This window comes from Micromonospora echinofusca (assembly GCF_900091445.1).
Lineage (GTDB): Bacteria > Actinomycetota > Actinomycetes > Mycobacteriales > Micromonosporaceae > Micromonospora > Micromonospora echinofusca.
In genome coordinates, this window is the sequence record NZ_LT607733.1 from 3662505 (window position 1) to 3678552 (window position 16048).

Consider the following 16048-nt stretch of genomic DNA (forward strand, 5'->3'; position numbering starts at 1 on the left):
CGCTTCCTCGAAAGGGACGGGAGAGAGCTGGAGCTGGAGGTCAGGAGATGCCGAGGTCCTTGTCCACCATCGCGAACAGTTCGTCGTCGGTGGCGTCGTCGAGGTGCCGGCCGATGTCGGCGCCACCGCTGTCCTGGGCGAGCCGGGAGAGCATCGCCTGGAGGCGTACGGTGGCCCGCACCCGGGCGGCCTCGTCGCGCGCCACCACGTCGAGGCTGTCGGCGATCCGGTCCAGATCGTCGAGGAGGGCGGTCGGGGTGACCACGTCGTCGTGGGCGACCTCGGCGAACAGGTACTCCGCCAGGGTCGTCGGGGTCGGGTAGTCGAAGACCAGGGTGACCGGGAGGGCCACGCCGGTGGCCGAGCCGAGCCGGTTGCGCAGCTCGACGGCGGTGACGGAGTCGAAGCCGAGCTCCCGGAACGCCCGGTGCTCGTCCACCGACTCGGCGGACGGGTAGTTGAGCACGGCGGCGACCTGGCTGCGGACCAGGCCGAGCAGCACGGCGAGCCGCTCGGCTGCGGGCAGCCCGGCGAGCCGCTCCTGCAACGACTCCGGGCCGTCGCCGGCCTCCACGCTGGCGACCTTCTCGGCCGTGGCGAGCCGCCGCACGTCCGGCAGGTCGCTGATCAGCGGGCCGGGCCGGGTGGCGGTGAAGGCGACGGAGAACCGCTCCCAGGCGATGTCGGCGATGGTGAGGAACGCCTCGCCGTGGTCGACGGCCTGGTGCAGCGCGGCGATGGCCGCATCGGGGGTCATCTCGGGTACGCCGTGGCGGTGCAGCAGCTCGCCGAGCGGCCCGTCGGCCATGCCGCCGCCGGCCCACGCCCCCCAGGCGATGGAGGTGGCCGTGAGGCCGAGGCCGCGCCGGTGCTGGGCCAGCGCGTCGAGGAACGCGTTGCTCGGGGCGTAGTTGCCGACGCCGGAGCTGGCCACGCTGCCGGCGAAGGACGAGAACATGATGAACGCCGACAGCTCGTGGTCGAGGGTCAGCTCGTGCAGGTTGTACGCGACGTCGACCTTGGCCTGGAGCACGCGCTCGATCTGCTCCGGCCGGATGTCGTTGATCATGGCGTCGTCGAGCACGGCGGAGGCGTGCACGACGGCGGTGAGCGGGTACTCGGCGGGGATCGCGTCGATCAGGTCGGCCAGCGCGTCGCGGTCGGAGGCGTCGCACTCGACGACGGTGGCCTGGGCGCCCAGCTCGGTGAGGTCGTCGACGAGCTGCTGCGCGCCCGGCGCGGCCATGCCCCGCCGGCTGACGACGACGATGTTCTCCACGCCGCTGCGGGCCAGCCAGCGGGCGGCGTGCCCACCGAGCGCGCCGGTGCCGCCGGTGACCAGCGCCGTGCCGTACGGCTGCCACGGGTTGGCGGGCTGGCTGTCGCCGAGCGGGACCCGGGTGAGCCGGCGGGCGAGCAGGCCGCTGGGGCGTACCGCGATCTGGTCCTCCTCCCCGGCGGTGGTGAGGGCCGCGACCAGCAGGTCGGCGCAACGGTCCTCGACGGCCTCGGGCAGGTCCACGAGACCGCCCCAGCGCTGCGGGTGCTCCAGCGCGGCGACCCGGCCGAAGCCCCAGACCAGCGACTGCACCGGGGAGCGCAGCAGGTCGGCCATGCCGACGGAGGCCGCGCCGGAGGTGACGCTCCACATGGGGGCGCGCAGGCCGATGTCGCCGAGGGCCTGGAAGAGCGCGACGGTGGCGGCGAATCCGCCGGGCACGGACGGGTGCAGCGGGTGGGCCAGCTCGTCGAAGGCGAGCAGCGAGACCACGCCGGTCACCTCGGCGGCGGCGTCGCCGCCCGGTGCGGCGGCGAGCGCCTCCTGAAGCAGCTTGCCGAACTGGTCGCGGTCGACGTCGGGGGTGGAGACGGCGACCGGGACGAGCGTCGCGCCGGCGGCCGTGAACGCCTCGACGCAGGCGTCCTGCCAGGGCTCGATGATGTCGCCGGTCGGCATGACCACGACCCAGGTGCCGCTCATGCCCCGGTTGGCGACGCCGGTCAGGGGCTTCCAGGTGTCCTGGTAGCGCCAGCTGTCGATGTCGGACTGCCGGCGCCGCTGCCGCCGCCAGGAGGTGAGCAGCGGCAGGGCCGGCAGCAGCGCGTCGAGGACCTCGTGCGCGGGGGTCTCGTCGGTGGCGATGGTCTCGGCGAGGGCGGTGACGTCGCCGCGTTCCACGGCCGCCCAGAAGCTCGCGTCGCTGGGGTCGCCGGCGCCGGAGAGCAGGCTCTCCAGGTCGGGGCCGCCACTGCCGTCGAGCCAGAACCGCTGGTGGTCGAAGGCGTACGTGGGCAGCGGCGCGACGTCGGTCTCGGCGAGGACGTCCGCCAGGTCGACGGGCAGGCCGATGGCGTGCGCGGTGGCGAGGTTGGTCAGCAGGCGCGTCGGGTCGTCGTCGCCGCGGCGCAGGCTGCCCAGGGTGTGGCCGGTGACGCCGCTGTCGTCGAGGATCGCCGTGACCGGCATCGTCAGCACCGGGTGGGGGCTGATCTCCACGAAGGTGGTGTGCCCGGCGGCGATCGCCGTGCGCACGGCCGCGTCGAACCGCACGGTCCGGCGCAGGTTGTCGTACCAGTAGTCGGCGGTCATCGCGGCGGGGTCGACCCAGTCCCCGGTCAGGGTGGAGACGAGCCGGGTGTGGCCGGCCCGCGGGGTGACGTCGGCCAGGTCGGCGCGGAGCTGCTCGGCGACCTGCTGCACGGCCTCGGAGTGGGAGGCGTAGTCGACGGGGATGAGCCGGGCGCGCAGGCCCTCGGCCTGGCACGCCGCGACGAGGTCGGCCACGGGCTGCGGCGGGCCGGAGACCACGACGGTGGACGGGCCGTTGACGGCCGCCACCCCGACGCCCGGGAAGGCCGGCAGCCGCTCGGCGACCGCGTCGGCCGGCAGGTCCACCGACGCCATCGTGCCGGTGCCGCGCAGCACGGCGAGCGCACGGGAGCGCAGCGCCACCGTCCGGGCGGCGTCCTCCAGGGTGAGGATGCCGGCCACACAGGCGGCGCCGATCTCGCCCTGCGAGTGGCCGACGACCGCGTCCGGGACGACGCCCGCCGCGCGCCACACGGCCGCGAGGGCGATGCCGACGGCCCACAGCACCGGCTGCACGACCTCGACCCGCTCCAGCCACGACTCGTCGTCGCCGGTGAGCACCGACACCAGGTCCACGTCCAGGTACGGGGCGAGGGCCCGCTGGCACTCGGCCAGCTTCGCGTCGAACACCGGCGTACGACCCACCAGGCCGGCCGCCATCCGCGCCGACTGGGCGCCCTGGCCGGGGAACACGAAGACGGGGCCGGTGCTGGCGCTGGTGACCGTACCGGTGACGAGGTTGCCGGCCGGCTGGCCGGCGGCGAGGGCGTCCAGCCCGGCGAGCAGCTCGTCGGCGGTCGAGGCGACGACGGCGGCGCGGTGGTCGAACGTCGAGCGGGTGGTGGCCAGCGACCAGCCGACCGCCGCCGGGGCGAGGTCGCCGTGCTCGCGCACGTGCCGCGCGAGCCGGGCGGCCTGCCCGGCGAGGGCGGTCTTCGACCGGGCCGACACCGGCCAGAGGGTGACGTCGGAGGCGACCAGGCCGGGCCGTCGCGCGGGCTCTACGGCGGTGGCCTCGACGGCCTCCTCGCCGTCGACGGCGACCGGGTCGGCGACGCGCGGCCGGTACTCCTCCAGGATCACGTGCGCGTTGGTGCCGCTGACGCCGAAGGAGGAGACGCCGCCGCGGCGGGGGCGGTCCAGTTCCGGCCACGGCTTGGACTCGGTGAGCAGGGACACCGCCCCGGCGGTCCAGTCCACGTGCGGGGAGGGCTCGTCGACGTGCAGGGTCTCCGGCATGACGCCGTTGCGCAGCGCCATCACCATCTTGACCAGCCCGGCGACGCCTGCGGCGCTCTGGGTGTGGCCGATGTTCGACTTCACCGAGCCCAGCCACAGCGGCCGGTCGGCCGGCCGGTCCTGCCCGTACGTGGCGATGAGCGCCTGCGCCTCGATGGGGTCGCCGAGGGTGGTGCCGGTGCCGTGCGCCTCGACCATGTCGACGTCGGCGGTGCCGAGCCGGGCGTTGGCGAGGGCCTGCCGGATGACCCGCTGCTGGGAGGGGCCGTTCGGCGCGGTGAGCCCGTTGGACGCGCCGTCCTGGTTGAGGGCGCTGCCCCGGATCACGGCGAGGATCGGGTGGCCGTTGCGCTCGGCGTCGGCCAGCCGCTCCACGACGAGCACGCCGCCGCCCTCGCCCCAGCCGGTGCCGTCCGCGCCGGCGGCGAACGCCTTGCACCGGCCGTCGACGGACATGCCGCGCTGCCGGGAGAAGACGACGAAGACGCCGGGGGTGGCCATGACGGTGACGCCGCCGGCGACGGCGAGGTCACACTCGCCGCGGCGCAGCGCGTTCACGGCGAGGTGCAGGGCCACCAGAGACGAGGAGCAGGCGGTGTCGACGGTGACGGCCGGGCCGTTGAGGCCGAGGGTGAACGAGATCCGGCCGGACGCGACGCTGGTGGTGTTGCCGGTGCCGAGGTACATGTCGACGCCCTCGGGCACGTGCGGCAGGCCGATGCCGTAGTTGGACGTGCTCAGTCCGACGAAGACGCCGGTGGAGCTGCCGCGCAGCGACAGCGGGTCGATGCCGGCCCGCTCGACGGCCTCCCAGGACGTCTCCAGCAGCAGCCGCTGCTGCGGGTCCATGGCGAGGGCCTCACGCGGCGAGATGCCGAACAGGGTCGGGTCGAAGTCACCGGCGCCGTCGAGGAACCCGCCGACGCGGGTGTAGCTCTTGCCCGGCTTGTTCGGGTCCGGGTCGTAGAGCGCCTCCAGGTCCCAGCCCCGGTCGTCCGGGAACTCGGTGAGCGCGTCCCGGCCGTCGGCGACGAGGTCCCACAGGGCCTCCGGCGACCGGACCCCACCGGGGAAGCGGCAGCTCATGGAGACGATGGCCAGCGGCTCCTGATCCCGGGCCTCGACGGTCTGCAGCTTGCGCTTGGTGTCGTGCAGGTCGGCGGTCACCCGCTTGAGGAAGTACCGCAGCTTGTCGTCGCTCATCGGGTGGCCCCTGCCTCGATTCGAAGGTTGGTCATCTCAGGAGATTCCAAACTCTTTGCTGATGAAGTCGAAGATCTCGTCGTCGCTGGCCGAGTCGAGGTCGGGCCGGTCCGGCTCGGCGGCGGGCCCGGCCGCCAGGTCGGACGCCTTGGCGAGCAGGTCCTGCATGCGGGCGGTGAACCGGGCCCGGGCCGCCGGGTCGAGCGGGATGCTGTTGAGCAAACTCTCCACCGTGTCGATGCCCTGGAAGAGCGGTTGCGTGGAGGGCGCCGCGTCGGCGGCGATCTCGCTGGTCAGCTTCTCGGCGAGCGCCGTCGGCGTCGGGTAGTCGAAGACCAGCGTCGCCGGCAGCCGCAGCCCGGACAGGCCGTTGAGCCGGTTCCGCAGGTCGACAGCGGTGAGCGAGTCGAAGCCCAGGTCGGTGAAGAGCCGGTTCGGGTCGACGGCGTCGGCGCCGGCGTGGCCGAGGACGGCGGCGATGTTCGCCCGTACCACGTCGAGCACGACCTTGAGCCGCTCCGGGCCGGCCAGGCCGGCGAGTCGCTGGCTGAGCTGCACCCCGCCGGAGCGGGCGCCGGTGGCGTCGACGGAGCGCCGCAGCGGCACCCGGACCAGGGCCCGGAGCATGGGCGCGAGGGTGCCGGCCTCCGCCTGCCCGCGCAGCGTCCCGACGTCCAGGCGCATCGGTACGACGGCCGCCGCGTCGAGCCGCCACGCGGCGTCGAAGAGGTTCAGCGCCTGCTCGGTGGCGAGACCGGCGGCGCCCTGTTCGGCCATCCGCCGCACGTCGTCGTCGCCGAGGTGGCCGGTCATGCCGCTGGCCTGCTCCCACAGGCCCCACGCGAGCGAGATGCCGGCGAGCCCACTGGCCCGGCGGTGTGCCGCGAGGGCGTCGAGGAAGGCGTTGGACGCCGCGTAGTTGGACTGGCCGGCGCTGCCCAGGGTGGCCGCCGCCGAGGAGAACAGGACGAAGGCCGCGAGGTCCGCGTCGGCCGTGAGGCGGTGCAGGTGCCACGCCGCGTCGATCTTGGGTACGGCGACCGCGTCCACCCGCTCGGGGGTCATCGACTCCAGCACGCCGTCGTCGAGGACGCCGGCGGCGTGCACCACGGCGGTGAGCGGGTGTGCGGCGGGCACCCCGGCCAGCAGTGCCGACAGGGCGTCGGGGTCGGCGGCGTCGCAGGCCGCGACGGTCACCTCCGTACCGGCGCCGGCGAGTTCGGCGACCAGGTCGTCGATCCCCTCGGCCGCCGCGCCGCGCCGCCCGGCCAGCAGCAGGTGCCGTACGCCGTGGGTGGTGGCGAGGTGGCGGGCCAGGATGCGGCCCAGCACGCCCGTCCCGCCGGTGATCAGCACCGTGCCGTCCGGGTCGATGCCGCCCGGCAGCGGCTCCACCCCGGCCGGGACCCGCCCGAGCCGTGGCGTGCGGACCTGCCCGGCCCGCACGGCGAGCTGCGGCTCGCCGGAGGCGACGGCGGCGGCCAGCGCGGCGGCGCTGTCCGGGGTGTCGTCGAGGTCGACGAGCTGGCACCGGCCCGGGTGTTCGAGCTGCGCGGCGCGCAGCAGACCCCAGACCGGGGCCTGGCGAAGGTTGACCGTCTGCTGCTCCCCCGCCGCGACCGCGTCGCGGGTGACCAGCACCAGCCGCGAGTCGGCGAACCGGTCGTCGGCGAGCCAGGTCCGCAACGCGGCGAGGGTACGGTGCGTGGTGGCCCGCGCCTGCCCGGCCAGCGCCGGGTCCGTCGGGTCCCCGACGTCGCCGATCGGCACGATCACCGCCTCGGGCGCCGGCTCACCCCCGGCGAGCAGGTCGCCCAGCGAGTCGAGGCCGACGTCGGTACGCACCCGGGCGCCGGCCGCCTCGCAGGCGGCGCTGAGGGCCAGGTCGTCGCCGAGCGCCACCCAGCGGGTGGCCGCCGGTACGGGGCCGGTGGGCACCGGCAGCACCGGCCAGTCCACCTGGAACAGCGACTCGTGCCGGCCGGAGCGGGCCGCGCCGAGCGAGTCGCCGGAGACCCGGCGCATGATCAGCGAGTCGACGTGCAGCACCGGGGCGCCGGTGGCGTCGGCCACCTGGAAGGAGACGCCGACCTCGCCGGCCGCCGCGACGCGTACGCGCAGGACGGTGGCCCCGGCGGCGAGCAGCGAGACCCCGGTCCAGGCGAACGGCAGTCGGGGCACGCTGGCGTCGGCGCCGTCGCCCATCCGGCCGAGGAAGCCGCCGATCGACATGGCCTGCAACGCGCCGTCCAGCAGCGCCGGGTGCACGCCGAAGCGGCCGGCCTCGGCGTGGTGGTCGGCGGGCAGCTCGACCTCGGCGAAGACCTCGTCGTCGCGGGTCCACGCGGCGCGCAGGCCGCGGAAGGCCGGACCGTACCCGAAGACGGTGGCCTCGATGCCGGAGTAGAAGTCGTCGGCCTCGACGCGCGTCGCGCCGGGCGGCGGCCACACCCCCAGGTCGAAGGCGGGTGCGGCGTCGGCCGGCTGCGGGCCGAGCAGACCGGTGGCGTGGCAGGTCCAGGCGACGTCGGCCAGGATCTCGTCGGAGCCGTCCCGGTAGGGCCGGGAGTAGAGCTGGACGCTGCGCCGTCCGTCGTCGTCCCGGTCGCCGACCATCAGCTGCACCTGGAGCGCGCCGAGTTCGGGCAGGACGAGCGGGGCGAGCAGGGTCAGCTCCTCCACCGTCGGGCAGCCGGCCTGCTCGCCGGCGTACGTGGCCAGCTCGACGAAGGCGGTGCCGGGCAGCAGGATGTTGTCCATGACCCGGTGCTCGCCGAGCCACGGGTGGGTACGCACCGACAGCCGCCCGGTGAAGACCATCCGCTCGCTGTCGGGGAAGGTCAGCGTGGCGCTGAGCAGCGGGTGCCCGGCGTCCTGGAGGCCGGCGGAGCTGACGTCCTGCGCCCGGTGCAGCGGCGGCTCGACCCAGTACCGCTGGTGGTCGAAGGCGTACGTGGGCAGCGCCACGATGTCGGTCTCGGCGAGGACCGTGGTCAGGTCGACGGGCAGGCCGATGGTGTGGGCGGTGGCGAGGTTCGTCAGCAGCCGCGTCGCGTCGTCGTCCCCCCTGCGCAGGCTGCCGAGGGTGTGACCGGTGACACCGCTGTCGTCGAGGATCGCCGTCACCGGCATCGTCAACACCGGATGCGGGCTGATCTCGATGAACGTCGTGTGACCCGCGGCGACCGCCACGCGGACGGCCGCGTCGAAGCGCACGGTCTGCCGCAGGTTCTCGTACCAGTAGTCCGCCGTCATCGACGCCGGCTCGACCCAGTCCCCGGTCAACGTCGAGACCAGCCGGATGTGCCCCTGCCGGGGGGTGACGTCGGCCAGGTCGGCGCGGAGCTGCTCCGCGACGTCCTGCACGGCCGCCGAGTGCGACGCGTAGTCCACCGGGATCAACCGGGCCCGCACCCCGTCGGCCTGGCACGCCTCGACGAGGTCGGCGACCGGCTGCGGCGGTCCGGACACCACGACGATCGACGGGCCGTTGACCGCCGCGACGCCCACGCCGGGGAAGGCCGGCAGCCGCTCGGCGACCGCCTCGGCGGAGAGGTCGATCGAGGCCATGGTGCCGGTGCCCCGCAGCACCGTCAGCGCCCGCGACCGCAGGGCCACCGCCTTCGCCGCGTCCTCCAGGCTGAGGATGCCCGCCACGCAGGCGGCGCCGATCTCGCCCTGCGAGTGGCCGATCACGGCGGCCGGGGACACCCCCGCGTGCTGCCACACGGCCGCCAACGCGACGCCCACGGCCCACAGCACCGGCTGCACGACCTCGACGCGCTCCAGCCACGACTCGTCGTCGCCGGTCAACACCGACACCAGATCCACGTCCAGGTACGGGACCAGGGCCCGCTGGCACTCCGCCAGCCGCGCGTCGAACACCGGCGTACGACCCACCAGACCCGCCGCCATCCGCGCCGACTGCGCACCCTGACCCGGGAACACGAACACCGCACCCGCGCCGTGGGACGCGACCGTGCCGGCGACCACGTTGCCGGCCGGCGAGCCGGACGCCAGGGCGTCGAGCCCCGCCAGCAGGTCCTCGACGGTCGAGGCGACCACGGCGGCGCGCTGGTCGAACACGGACCGGGTGGTCGCGAGGGACCAGCCCACCGCCGCCGGATCGACCTCGCCGCGCCCACGCACGTACTCCGCCAGGCGGGCCGCCTGACCGGACAGGGCGCCCTTCGACCGCGCCGACAGCGGCCATGCCACGACGTCGGCGGCCACGAGTCCCGGGGCGGGCTCGGCCGGAGCCACGGCCTCGATCGGTGCGTCGGCCTGCTCGATGATCACGTGGGCGTTGGTGCCGGAGATGCCGAACGACGACACCGCCGCCCGACGCGGCCGGTCCACGGCCGGCCACGGCCGCGACTGCGTCGCCAGCTCGACAGCGCCGGAGGTCCAGTCGATGTGCGGCGACGGCTCGTCCACGTGCAGCGTCGCCGGCACCATGCCGTGCCGGATGGCCTGCACCATCTTGATCACACCGGCGACGCCGGCGGCGGCCTGCGCGTGGCCGATGTTCGACTTGATCGAGCCGAGCAGCAGCGGCCGGTCGGCGGGCCGTTCCCGCCCGTACGTGGCGAGCAGCGCCTGCGCCTCGATGGGGTCGCCCAGCGTCGTGCCGGTGCCGTGCGCCTCGACCACGTCGACGTCGGCCGTGGAGAGCCGCGCCGAGGCGAGGGCCTGGCGGATCACCCGCTGCTGCGACGGGCCGTTCGGCGCCGTCAGCCCGTTCGAGGCGCCGTCCTGGTTGATGGCCGAGCCGCGCACCACCGCGTACACGGTGCGGCCCTGCCGGCGGGCGTCGGAGAGCCGCTGCACGAGCAGCATGCCGACGCCCTCGGACCAGCCGGTGCCGTCGGCGGACGCGGCGAAGGACTTGCACCGGCCGTCAGCGGCCAGGCCGCGCTGCCGGGAGAACTCGACGAACGCGGTCGGGGTGGCCATCACCATGACGCCGCCGGCGAGGGCCATGTCGCACTCGCCGCGCCGCAGCGCCTGGCCGGCCCAGTGCAGGGCGACGAGGGAGGACGAGCAGGCCGTGTCCAGCGACACCGCCGGCCCCTCCAGCCCGAACGTGTACGCCACCCGGCCGGAGATGACGCTGCTGGTCATCCCGGTCAGCATGTAGCCCTCGGCGGCCTCCGGCGAGTACGCGAGCAGCGAGCCGTAGTCCTGGCCGCTGGTGCCGACGAAGACGCCGGTGCTGCTGCCCCGTACGTCGGCCGGGTCGATGCCGGCGGACTCGAAGGACTCCCAGGTGGTCTCCAGCAGCAGCCGCTGCTGCGGGTCCATGGCCAGGGCCTCGCGGGGCGAGATGCCGAAGAAGCCGGGGTCGAACTTGTCCACGCCGCTGAGGAAGCCGCCGCCGCGGGCGTAGAACGTGCCGGGGGCGTCCGGGTCGGGGCTGTAGAGGCTGTCGAGGTCCCAGCCGCGGTCGGTCGGCAGGTCGCTGATCGCGTCGACGCCGTCGACCACCAGCCGCCACAGGTCGTCGGGCGACCACACGCCGCCGGGCAGCCGGCAGGCCATGCCGATGATCGCAAGGGGCTCGTCGTCGCCGACCGACACGGCGGTCGTCGTGGGTCGCACGGGAACCGGGGTGCCGGCGATCTCCGTACCCAGGAAGGCCGCCAGGTCGTGCGGGGTCGGGTAGTCGAAGACGAGGGTGGCCGGCAGCCGCATCCCGAACGCGTTGTTGAGCCGGTTGCGCATCTCGACGGCGGTGAGCGAGTCGAAGCCGAACTCGCTGAACGCCCGGCGCGGCTCGATGGCCGCCGGGTCGGGGTAGCCGAGCACGGCGGCGGCCTGCCCCCGGACGATCTCGACGAGCGCGGCGGCCCGCTCGGCCTCGCCGAGCCCGGCGAGCTGCTGCACCAGCGAGGCGCCGGTGGTGGCCGCGGCGGCGCGGGCGGGCGTGCGGATCAGCGCCCGGTACAGCGGCGGGATGGTCCCGCCGGCGAACTGCACCTTCATCGCGGCGAGGTCCAGCCGGGCCGGGACGAGCGCGGCGTCGGTGGTGCGGCAGGCCGCGTCGAAGAGGGCGAGCCCCTCCTCGGCCTCCATCGCGGCGACGCCGGAGCGGGAGATCCGGTTGAGGTGGACGTCGTCCAGCTCGGTGGTCATGCCGCTGCGGTCGGCCCAGAGGCCCCAGGCAAGGGTGAGGGCGGCGAGGCCACGCGCCTTGCGGTGCTGGGCCAGCCCGTCGAGGAACGCGTTGGCGGCGGCGTAGTTGCCCTGACCCGGGCCGCCGGCGGTGGCGGCGAGCGAGGAGTACGAGACGAACGCCTTCAGGTCGAGGTCGGCGGTCAGCTCGTGCAGGTGCCAGGCGGCGTCGACCTTGGGCCGCAGCACGCCGTCCATCCGCTCGGGGGTGAGCGAGGAGATGACGCCGTCGTCGCGGACGCCGGCGGCGTGGATGACGGCGGTGAGCGGGTGCTCCGCCGGAATGCCGGCCAGCAGCTCGGCCACGGCACCGCGGTCGGCGACGTCGCAGGCGGCGACGGTGACGCTCACGCCGAGCGCCTCCAGTTCGGCGCAGAGCTCCGCGACGCCCCCGGCGGCGCGGCCGCGCCGGCTGGTGAGGATCAGGTGCCGGACGCCGTACGTGCCCACCAGGTGCCGGCTCATGAGCTGGCCGAGGGTGCCGGTGGCGCCGGTGATCAGGACGGTGCCGTCCCCGTCGAACGGGGCTGCCGGCGGCTCGACCACGGCGGGGACCCGGGTGAGCCGGGCACCGGCGGCGACGCCCGCCCGGATGACGACCTGCGGCTCGTCGGTCGCGACGGCCGGGACGAGCGCGGCGGCGCAGCCGGCGATGTCGTCGACGTCGACCAACACGAACCGGTCGGGGTTCTCCGACTGGGCGGAGCGGAGCAGGCCGATCACGGCGGCGCCGGCCAGGTCGGTCAGGTCGGTGTCCCATTCGGTGGCGACCGCGCCTGAGGTCAGCACCACCAGCCGGGAGGCCGTGTAGCGGTCGTCGGCGAGGAACTGTTGGAGCACGGCGAGCGCGCGGTGGGTCACCTCGGCGACGGCCCGGGGCACGTCCGCCGACGTGGGCGGGTCGAGGAACGGCACGACGAGCACGCCGGGTGCGTCCGTCCCGTCGTCCATGGCCGTGGCCAGGGCGGTCAGGTCGGCGTACGCCGTCACGGCCGTGCCGGTGGCGGCGACCGCGTCGGTGAGCGCCGCGGCGTCGCCGATCACCGCCCAGTCGACGGTGGCCGGGCCGGCGGGCAGCGCGAGCGGCGCCCACTCGACCCGGAACAGCGACTCGGTGCCGCCGCCGGAGGCGGTGCGGAGCTGGTCGGCGGAGACCGGCCGCAGGACGAGGGAGCCGACGGAGATGACCGGCGCGCCGGTGACGTCGGTGAGCAGCAGCGAGATGCTGTCGGGGCCGGTGTGCGAGACCCGGACGCGGGCCGCCGCGGCGCCGGCGCCGTGCAGGGCGACGTCGTTCCAGGAGAACGGCAGCCGGCCGTACCCCGGGGGCATGTCGGCCCCGGAGGGCTCACCGGCCGGCGTGGTCAGGCCGAGGGTGTGCAGCGCGGCGTCGAGCAGGGCCGGGTGCAGGCCGTACCCGCCGGCTTCGGCGGCGGGGGCCTCGGGCAATGCCAGCTCGGCGAAGAGGTCGTCGCCGCGCCGCCACGCGGAACGCAGGGCGATGAACGACGGACCGTAGTCGTAGCCCTGGGCGGCGAGGTTGAGGTACAGGTCGTCGGTGCCGACCTCGGTCGCGCCGGGCGGCGGCCAGGTGGTCAGGTCGGACCAGCCGACGGGGCCGCTCGGCACGGCCGGGCCGCTGGCCAGCACGCCGCTGGCGTTGCGGGTCCAGGCCCGCTCGCCCTCGGTCGGCTCGCCGTCCTGGGCGGAGTGCAGCGACACGGACCGGCAGCCGGTCTCGTCCGCCGGGCCGATCCAGAGCTGGATGTCGACGCCCCCGGTCTCCGGCAGGATCAGCGGCGACTCCAGGGTGAGTTCGCGGACGTGGTCCGCGCCGACGTGCGCGCCGGCCTGGAGGGCGAGTTCCACGAAGCCCGTGCCGGGCAGCAGCACGGTGTCGAAGACGACGTGGTCGGAGATCCACGGGTGGGTACGCCGGGCCAGCCGTCCGGTGAACAGGAAGCCCTCGGCGTGCGCGACGCCGACGGCGGCCCCGAGCAGGGGGTGTTGCGCGGGCCGCAGGCCGAACGCGGTGACGTCGCCGGTCCACCCGGCCCCCGCCTCGGGCCAGTAGCGCTGGTGCTGGAACGCGTACGTGGGCAGGTCCACCCGCCGGGCGCCGGTGCCGGCGAACCACGGCTGCCAGTCGACGGCCACCCCGTGCGTGTGCAGCTCGGCCAGCCCGGCCAGCAACCCCTGCGCCCCGGGCCGGTCCTTGCGCTGCGCGGCGACGGCCAGCACGACGTCGTCGCCGGGCAGGATCTCGCCGACCATCGCGGTCAGTACGCTCTGCGGCCCGATCTCCAGGAACGTGTCCGCCCCGGCGGACCGCAACGCGGCGACCCCGTCGGCGAAGCGGACGGCCTCCCGGACGTGACGCACCCAGTAGTCGGCCGTACGGATCTCGTCGGCGTCGGCCAGCGCCCCGGTCACGTTCGACACCACCGGCAGCGACGGCGCGGAGAACGTCAACCCGTCCAGCACGGTGCGGAACTCGGCGAGCATCGGCTCCATCAGCGGGCTGTGGAACGCGTGACTCACCGTCAACCGACGCGTGCGTACGCCCCGCTCCCGCCAGACCCGCTCCACCTCGTCGAGGGCGTCGACGGCACCGGAGACCACGACCGAGGTCGGCCCGTTGACCGCGGCGATCCCGACCCGGTCGGTCGATCCGGCGATCGACTCGACCACCGCCGCCTCGTCGGCGGCCACCGCGAGCATGCCGCCACCGGCCGGCAGCGCCTGCATCAGCCGCCCCCGCGCCGCCACCAGCGCACACGCGTCGGCCAGCGACAGCACCCCGGCCACGTACGCGGCCGTGACCTCACCGATCGAGTGACCACCCACGAACTCCGGCGCGACCCCGAACGACTCCACCAGGCGGAACAGCGCCACCTCGACCGCGAACAGACCGGCCTGCGTGAACACCGTCCGGTCCAGCAGCGCCGCCTCGGCGGAGCCCTCCGGCGCGAACAGCACCTCCCGCAACGGACGCGGCAGCAACGCGTCCAGGTACACGCACACCTCGTCCAGCGCGGCGGCGAACACCGGGAAGCCGGCGTACAACTCGCGGCCCATGCCGGCGCGCTGCGCGCCCTGACCCGAGAAGAGCACCGCCAGCGAGCCCCGGCCCCCGGCCTGGCCGGCGACCACCGTGCCGGACGGCTGGCCGGCGGCGAGGGCGCGCAGCCCGGCCAGCAGATCCTCGCGGCCGGTCGCGCAGACCACGGCGCGGTGGTCCAGGCTGGACCGCGACGTGACCGACGAGAAGCCCAGGTCGAGGGGCCGCAGGGTCTCGTCGGCGGCGATCCGCTCCGCCCAGCGGGTCGCCTGCGCGGCGAGGCCGGCCGCGTCCCGGGCCGACACCGGCACCGGTACGACCGGCCGCTCGACCACCGGCGCGGCGGCCGACGGGGGCTGCTGCGGTGCCGGAGCCTGCTCCAGGATGGTGTGCGCGTTGGTACCGGACACCCCGAACGAGGAGACCGCCGAGCGGCGCGGGCGGTCCACCGCCGGCCACGGCGTCGCCTCGGTCACCAGCGAGACCTCGCCGGCCGACCAGTCGACCTCGGGGGTCGGCTCGTCGACGTGCAGGGTGGGCGGTACGAGCCCGTGCCGCATCGCCATGACCATCTTGATGACGCCGGCGACGCCGGCGGCGGCCTGCGCGTGGCCGATGTTCGACTTGACCGAGCCGAGCAGCAGCGGCGCCGAGTTGCCCCGGTCCTGCCCGTACGTGGCCAGCAGCGCCTGCGCCTCGATCGGGTCGCCGAGCCGGGTGCCGGTGCCGTGCGCCTCCACGACGTCCACGCCACCGGCGGCGAGGCCGGCGTTGGCCAGGGCCTGCTGGATCACCCGCTGCTGCGACGGCCCGTTGGGGGCGCTCAGGCCGTTGGAGGCGCCGTCCTGGTTCACCGCGCTGCCCCGCACCACAGCGAGGATGGGGTGACCGTTGCGCTGCGCGTCCGACAGCCGTTCCAGCACCAGGACGCCGACGCCCTCGGACCAGCCGGTCCCGTCGGCGGCGGCGGCGAACGCCTTGCACCGGCCGTCGGCGGCGAGGCCACGCTGCCGGGAGAACTCGACGAAGGCGGCCGGGGTGCACATGGCCGTGACCCCGGCGACGATGGCCAGGGTGCACTCCCGCTGCCGCAGCGCCTGGCCCGCGAGGTGCAGGGCGACCAGGGAGGACGAGCAGGCGGTGTCGATGGTGACGGCCGGCCCCTCCAGCCCGAAGGTGTAGGCGATGCGGCCGGAGACCACACTGCCGGCGTTGCCGGTCATCAGGTGCCCCTCGAGGCCCTGCGCGGCACCCATCAGCACGGTGCCGTAGTCCTGGCCGGTGCTGCCGGCGAAGACGCCGGTGCGGCTGCCGCGCAGCGAGTGCGGGTCGATGCCGGCCCGCTCCAGGGCCTCCCACGAGGTCTCCAGCAGCCAGCGCTGCTGCGGGTCCATCGCCAGCGCCTCCCGGGGGGAGATCGCGAAGAAGCCCGGGTCGAAGTCGGCCAGGTCGTGGACGAAGCCGCCCTGCCGCGTGTACGACGTACCGCTCTGCTCGGGGTCGCTGTCGTAGAGCGACCCGAGGTCCCAGCCGCGGTCCTCCGGGAAGTCGGAGACCACGTCCCGACCGGACGCGACCACCTCCCACAGGTCCTCGGGCGACCGCACCCCGCCGGGGAAGCGGCAGCTCATGGAGACGATGGCGACCGGTTCCTGTTCACCGGCCTCCACCTCGCGCAGGCGCTGGCGCACCTGGTGCAGGTCAGCGGTGACCCGCTTGAGGTAGTCGAGAAGCTTCGCCTCGTCAGCCATGGACCGCGCACTCCTTGTGTTGACCCGTCG

General features: G+C 75.1%; 2 protein-coding genes. Both read right to left on the reverse strand.

Features of this window, described 5'->3' with window-relative positions:
* Window positions 1-40 precede the first annotated feature (40 nt).
* The gene (locus tag GA0070610_RS16005) at window positions 41-5032 is read right to left on the reverse strand and encodes a type I polyketide synthase (RefSeq protein ID WP_089000782.1); all 4992 of its coding nucleotides are present in this window, start codon (window positions 5030-5032) and stop codon (window positions 41-43) included.
* Between the two features lie 36 nt (window positions 5033-5068).
* The gene (locus GA0070610_RS16010) at window positions 5069-16018 is read right to left on the reverse strand and encodes a type I polyketide synthase (RefSeq protein ID WP_089000783.1); all 10950 of its coding nucleotides are present in this window, start codon (window positions 16016-16018) and stop codon (window positions 5069-5071) included.
* Between the last annotated feature and the right edge of the window lie 30 nt (window positions 16019-16048).

Coding starts and splice junctions, on each gene's coding strand:
- GA0070610_RS16005 (WP_089000782.1), bottom strand. CDS start 5,032: ATGAGCGACGACAAGCTGCGGTACTTCCTCAAGCGGGTGACCGCCGAC.
- GA0070610_RS16010 (WP_089000783.1), bottom strand. CDS start 16,018: ATGGCTGACGAGGCGAAGCTTCTCGACTACCTCAAGCGGGTCACCGCT.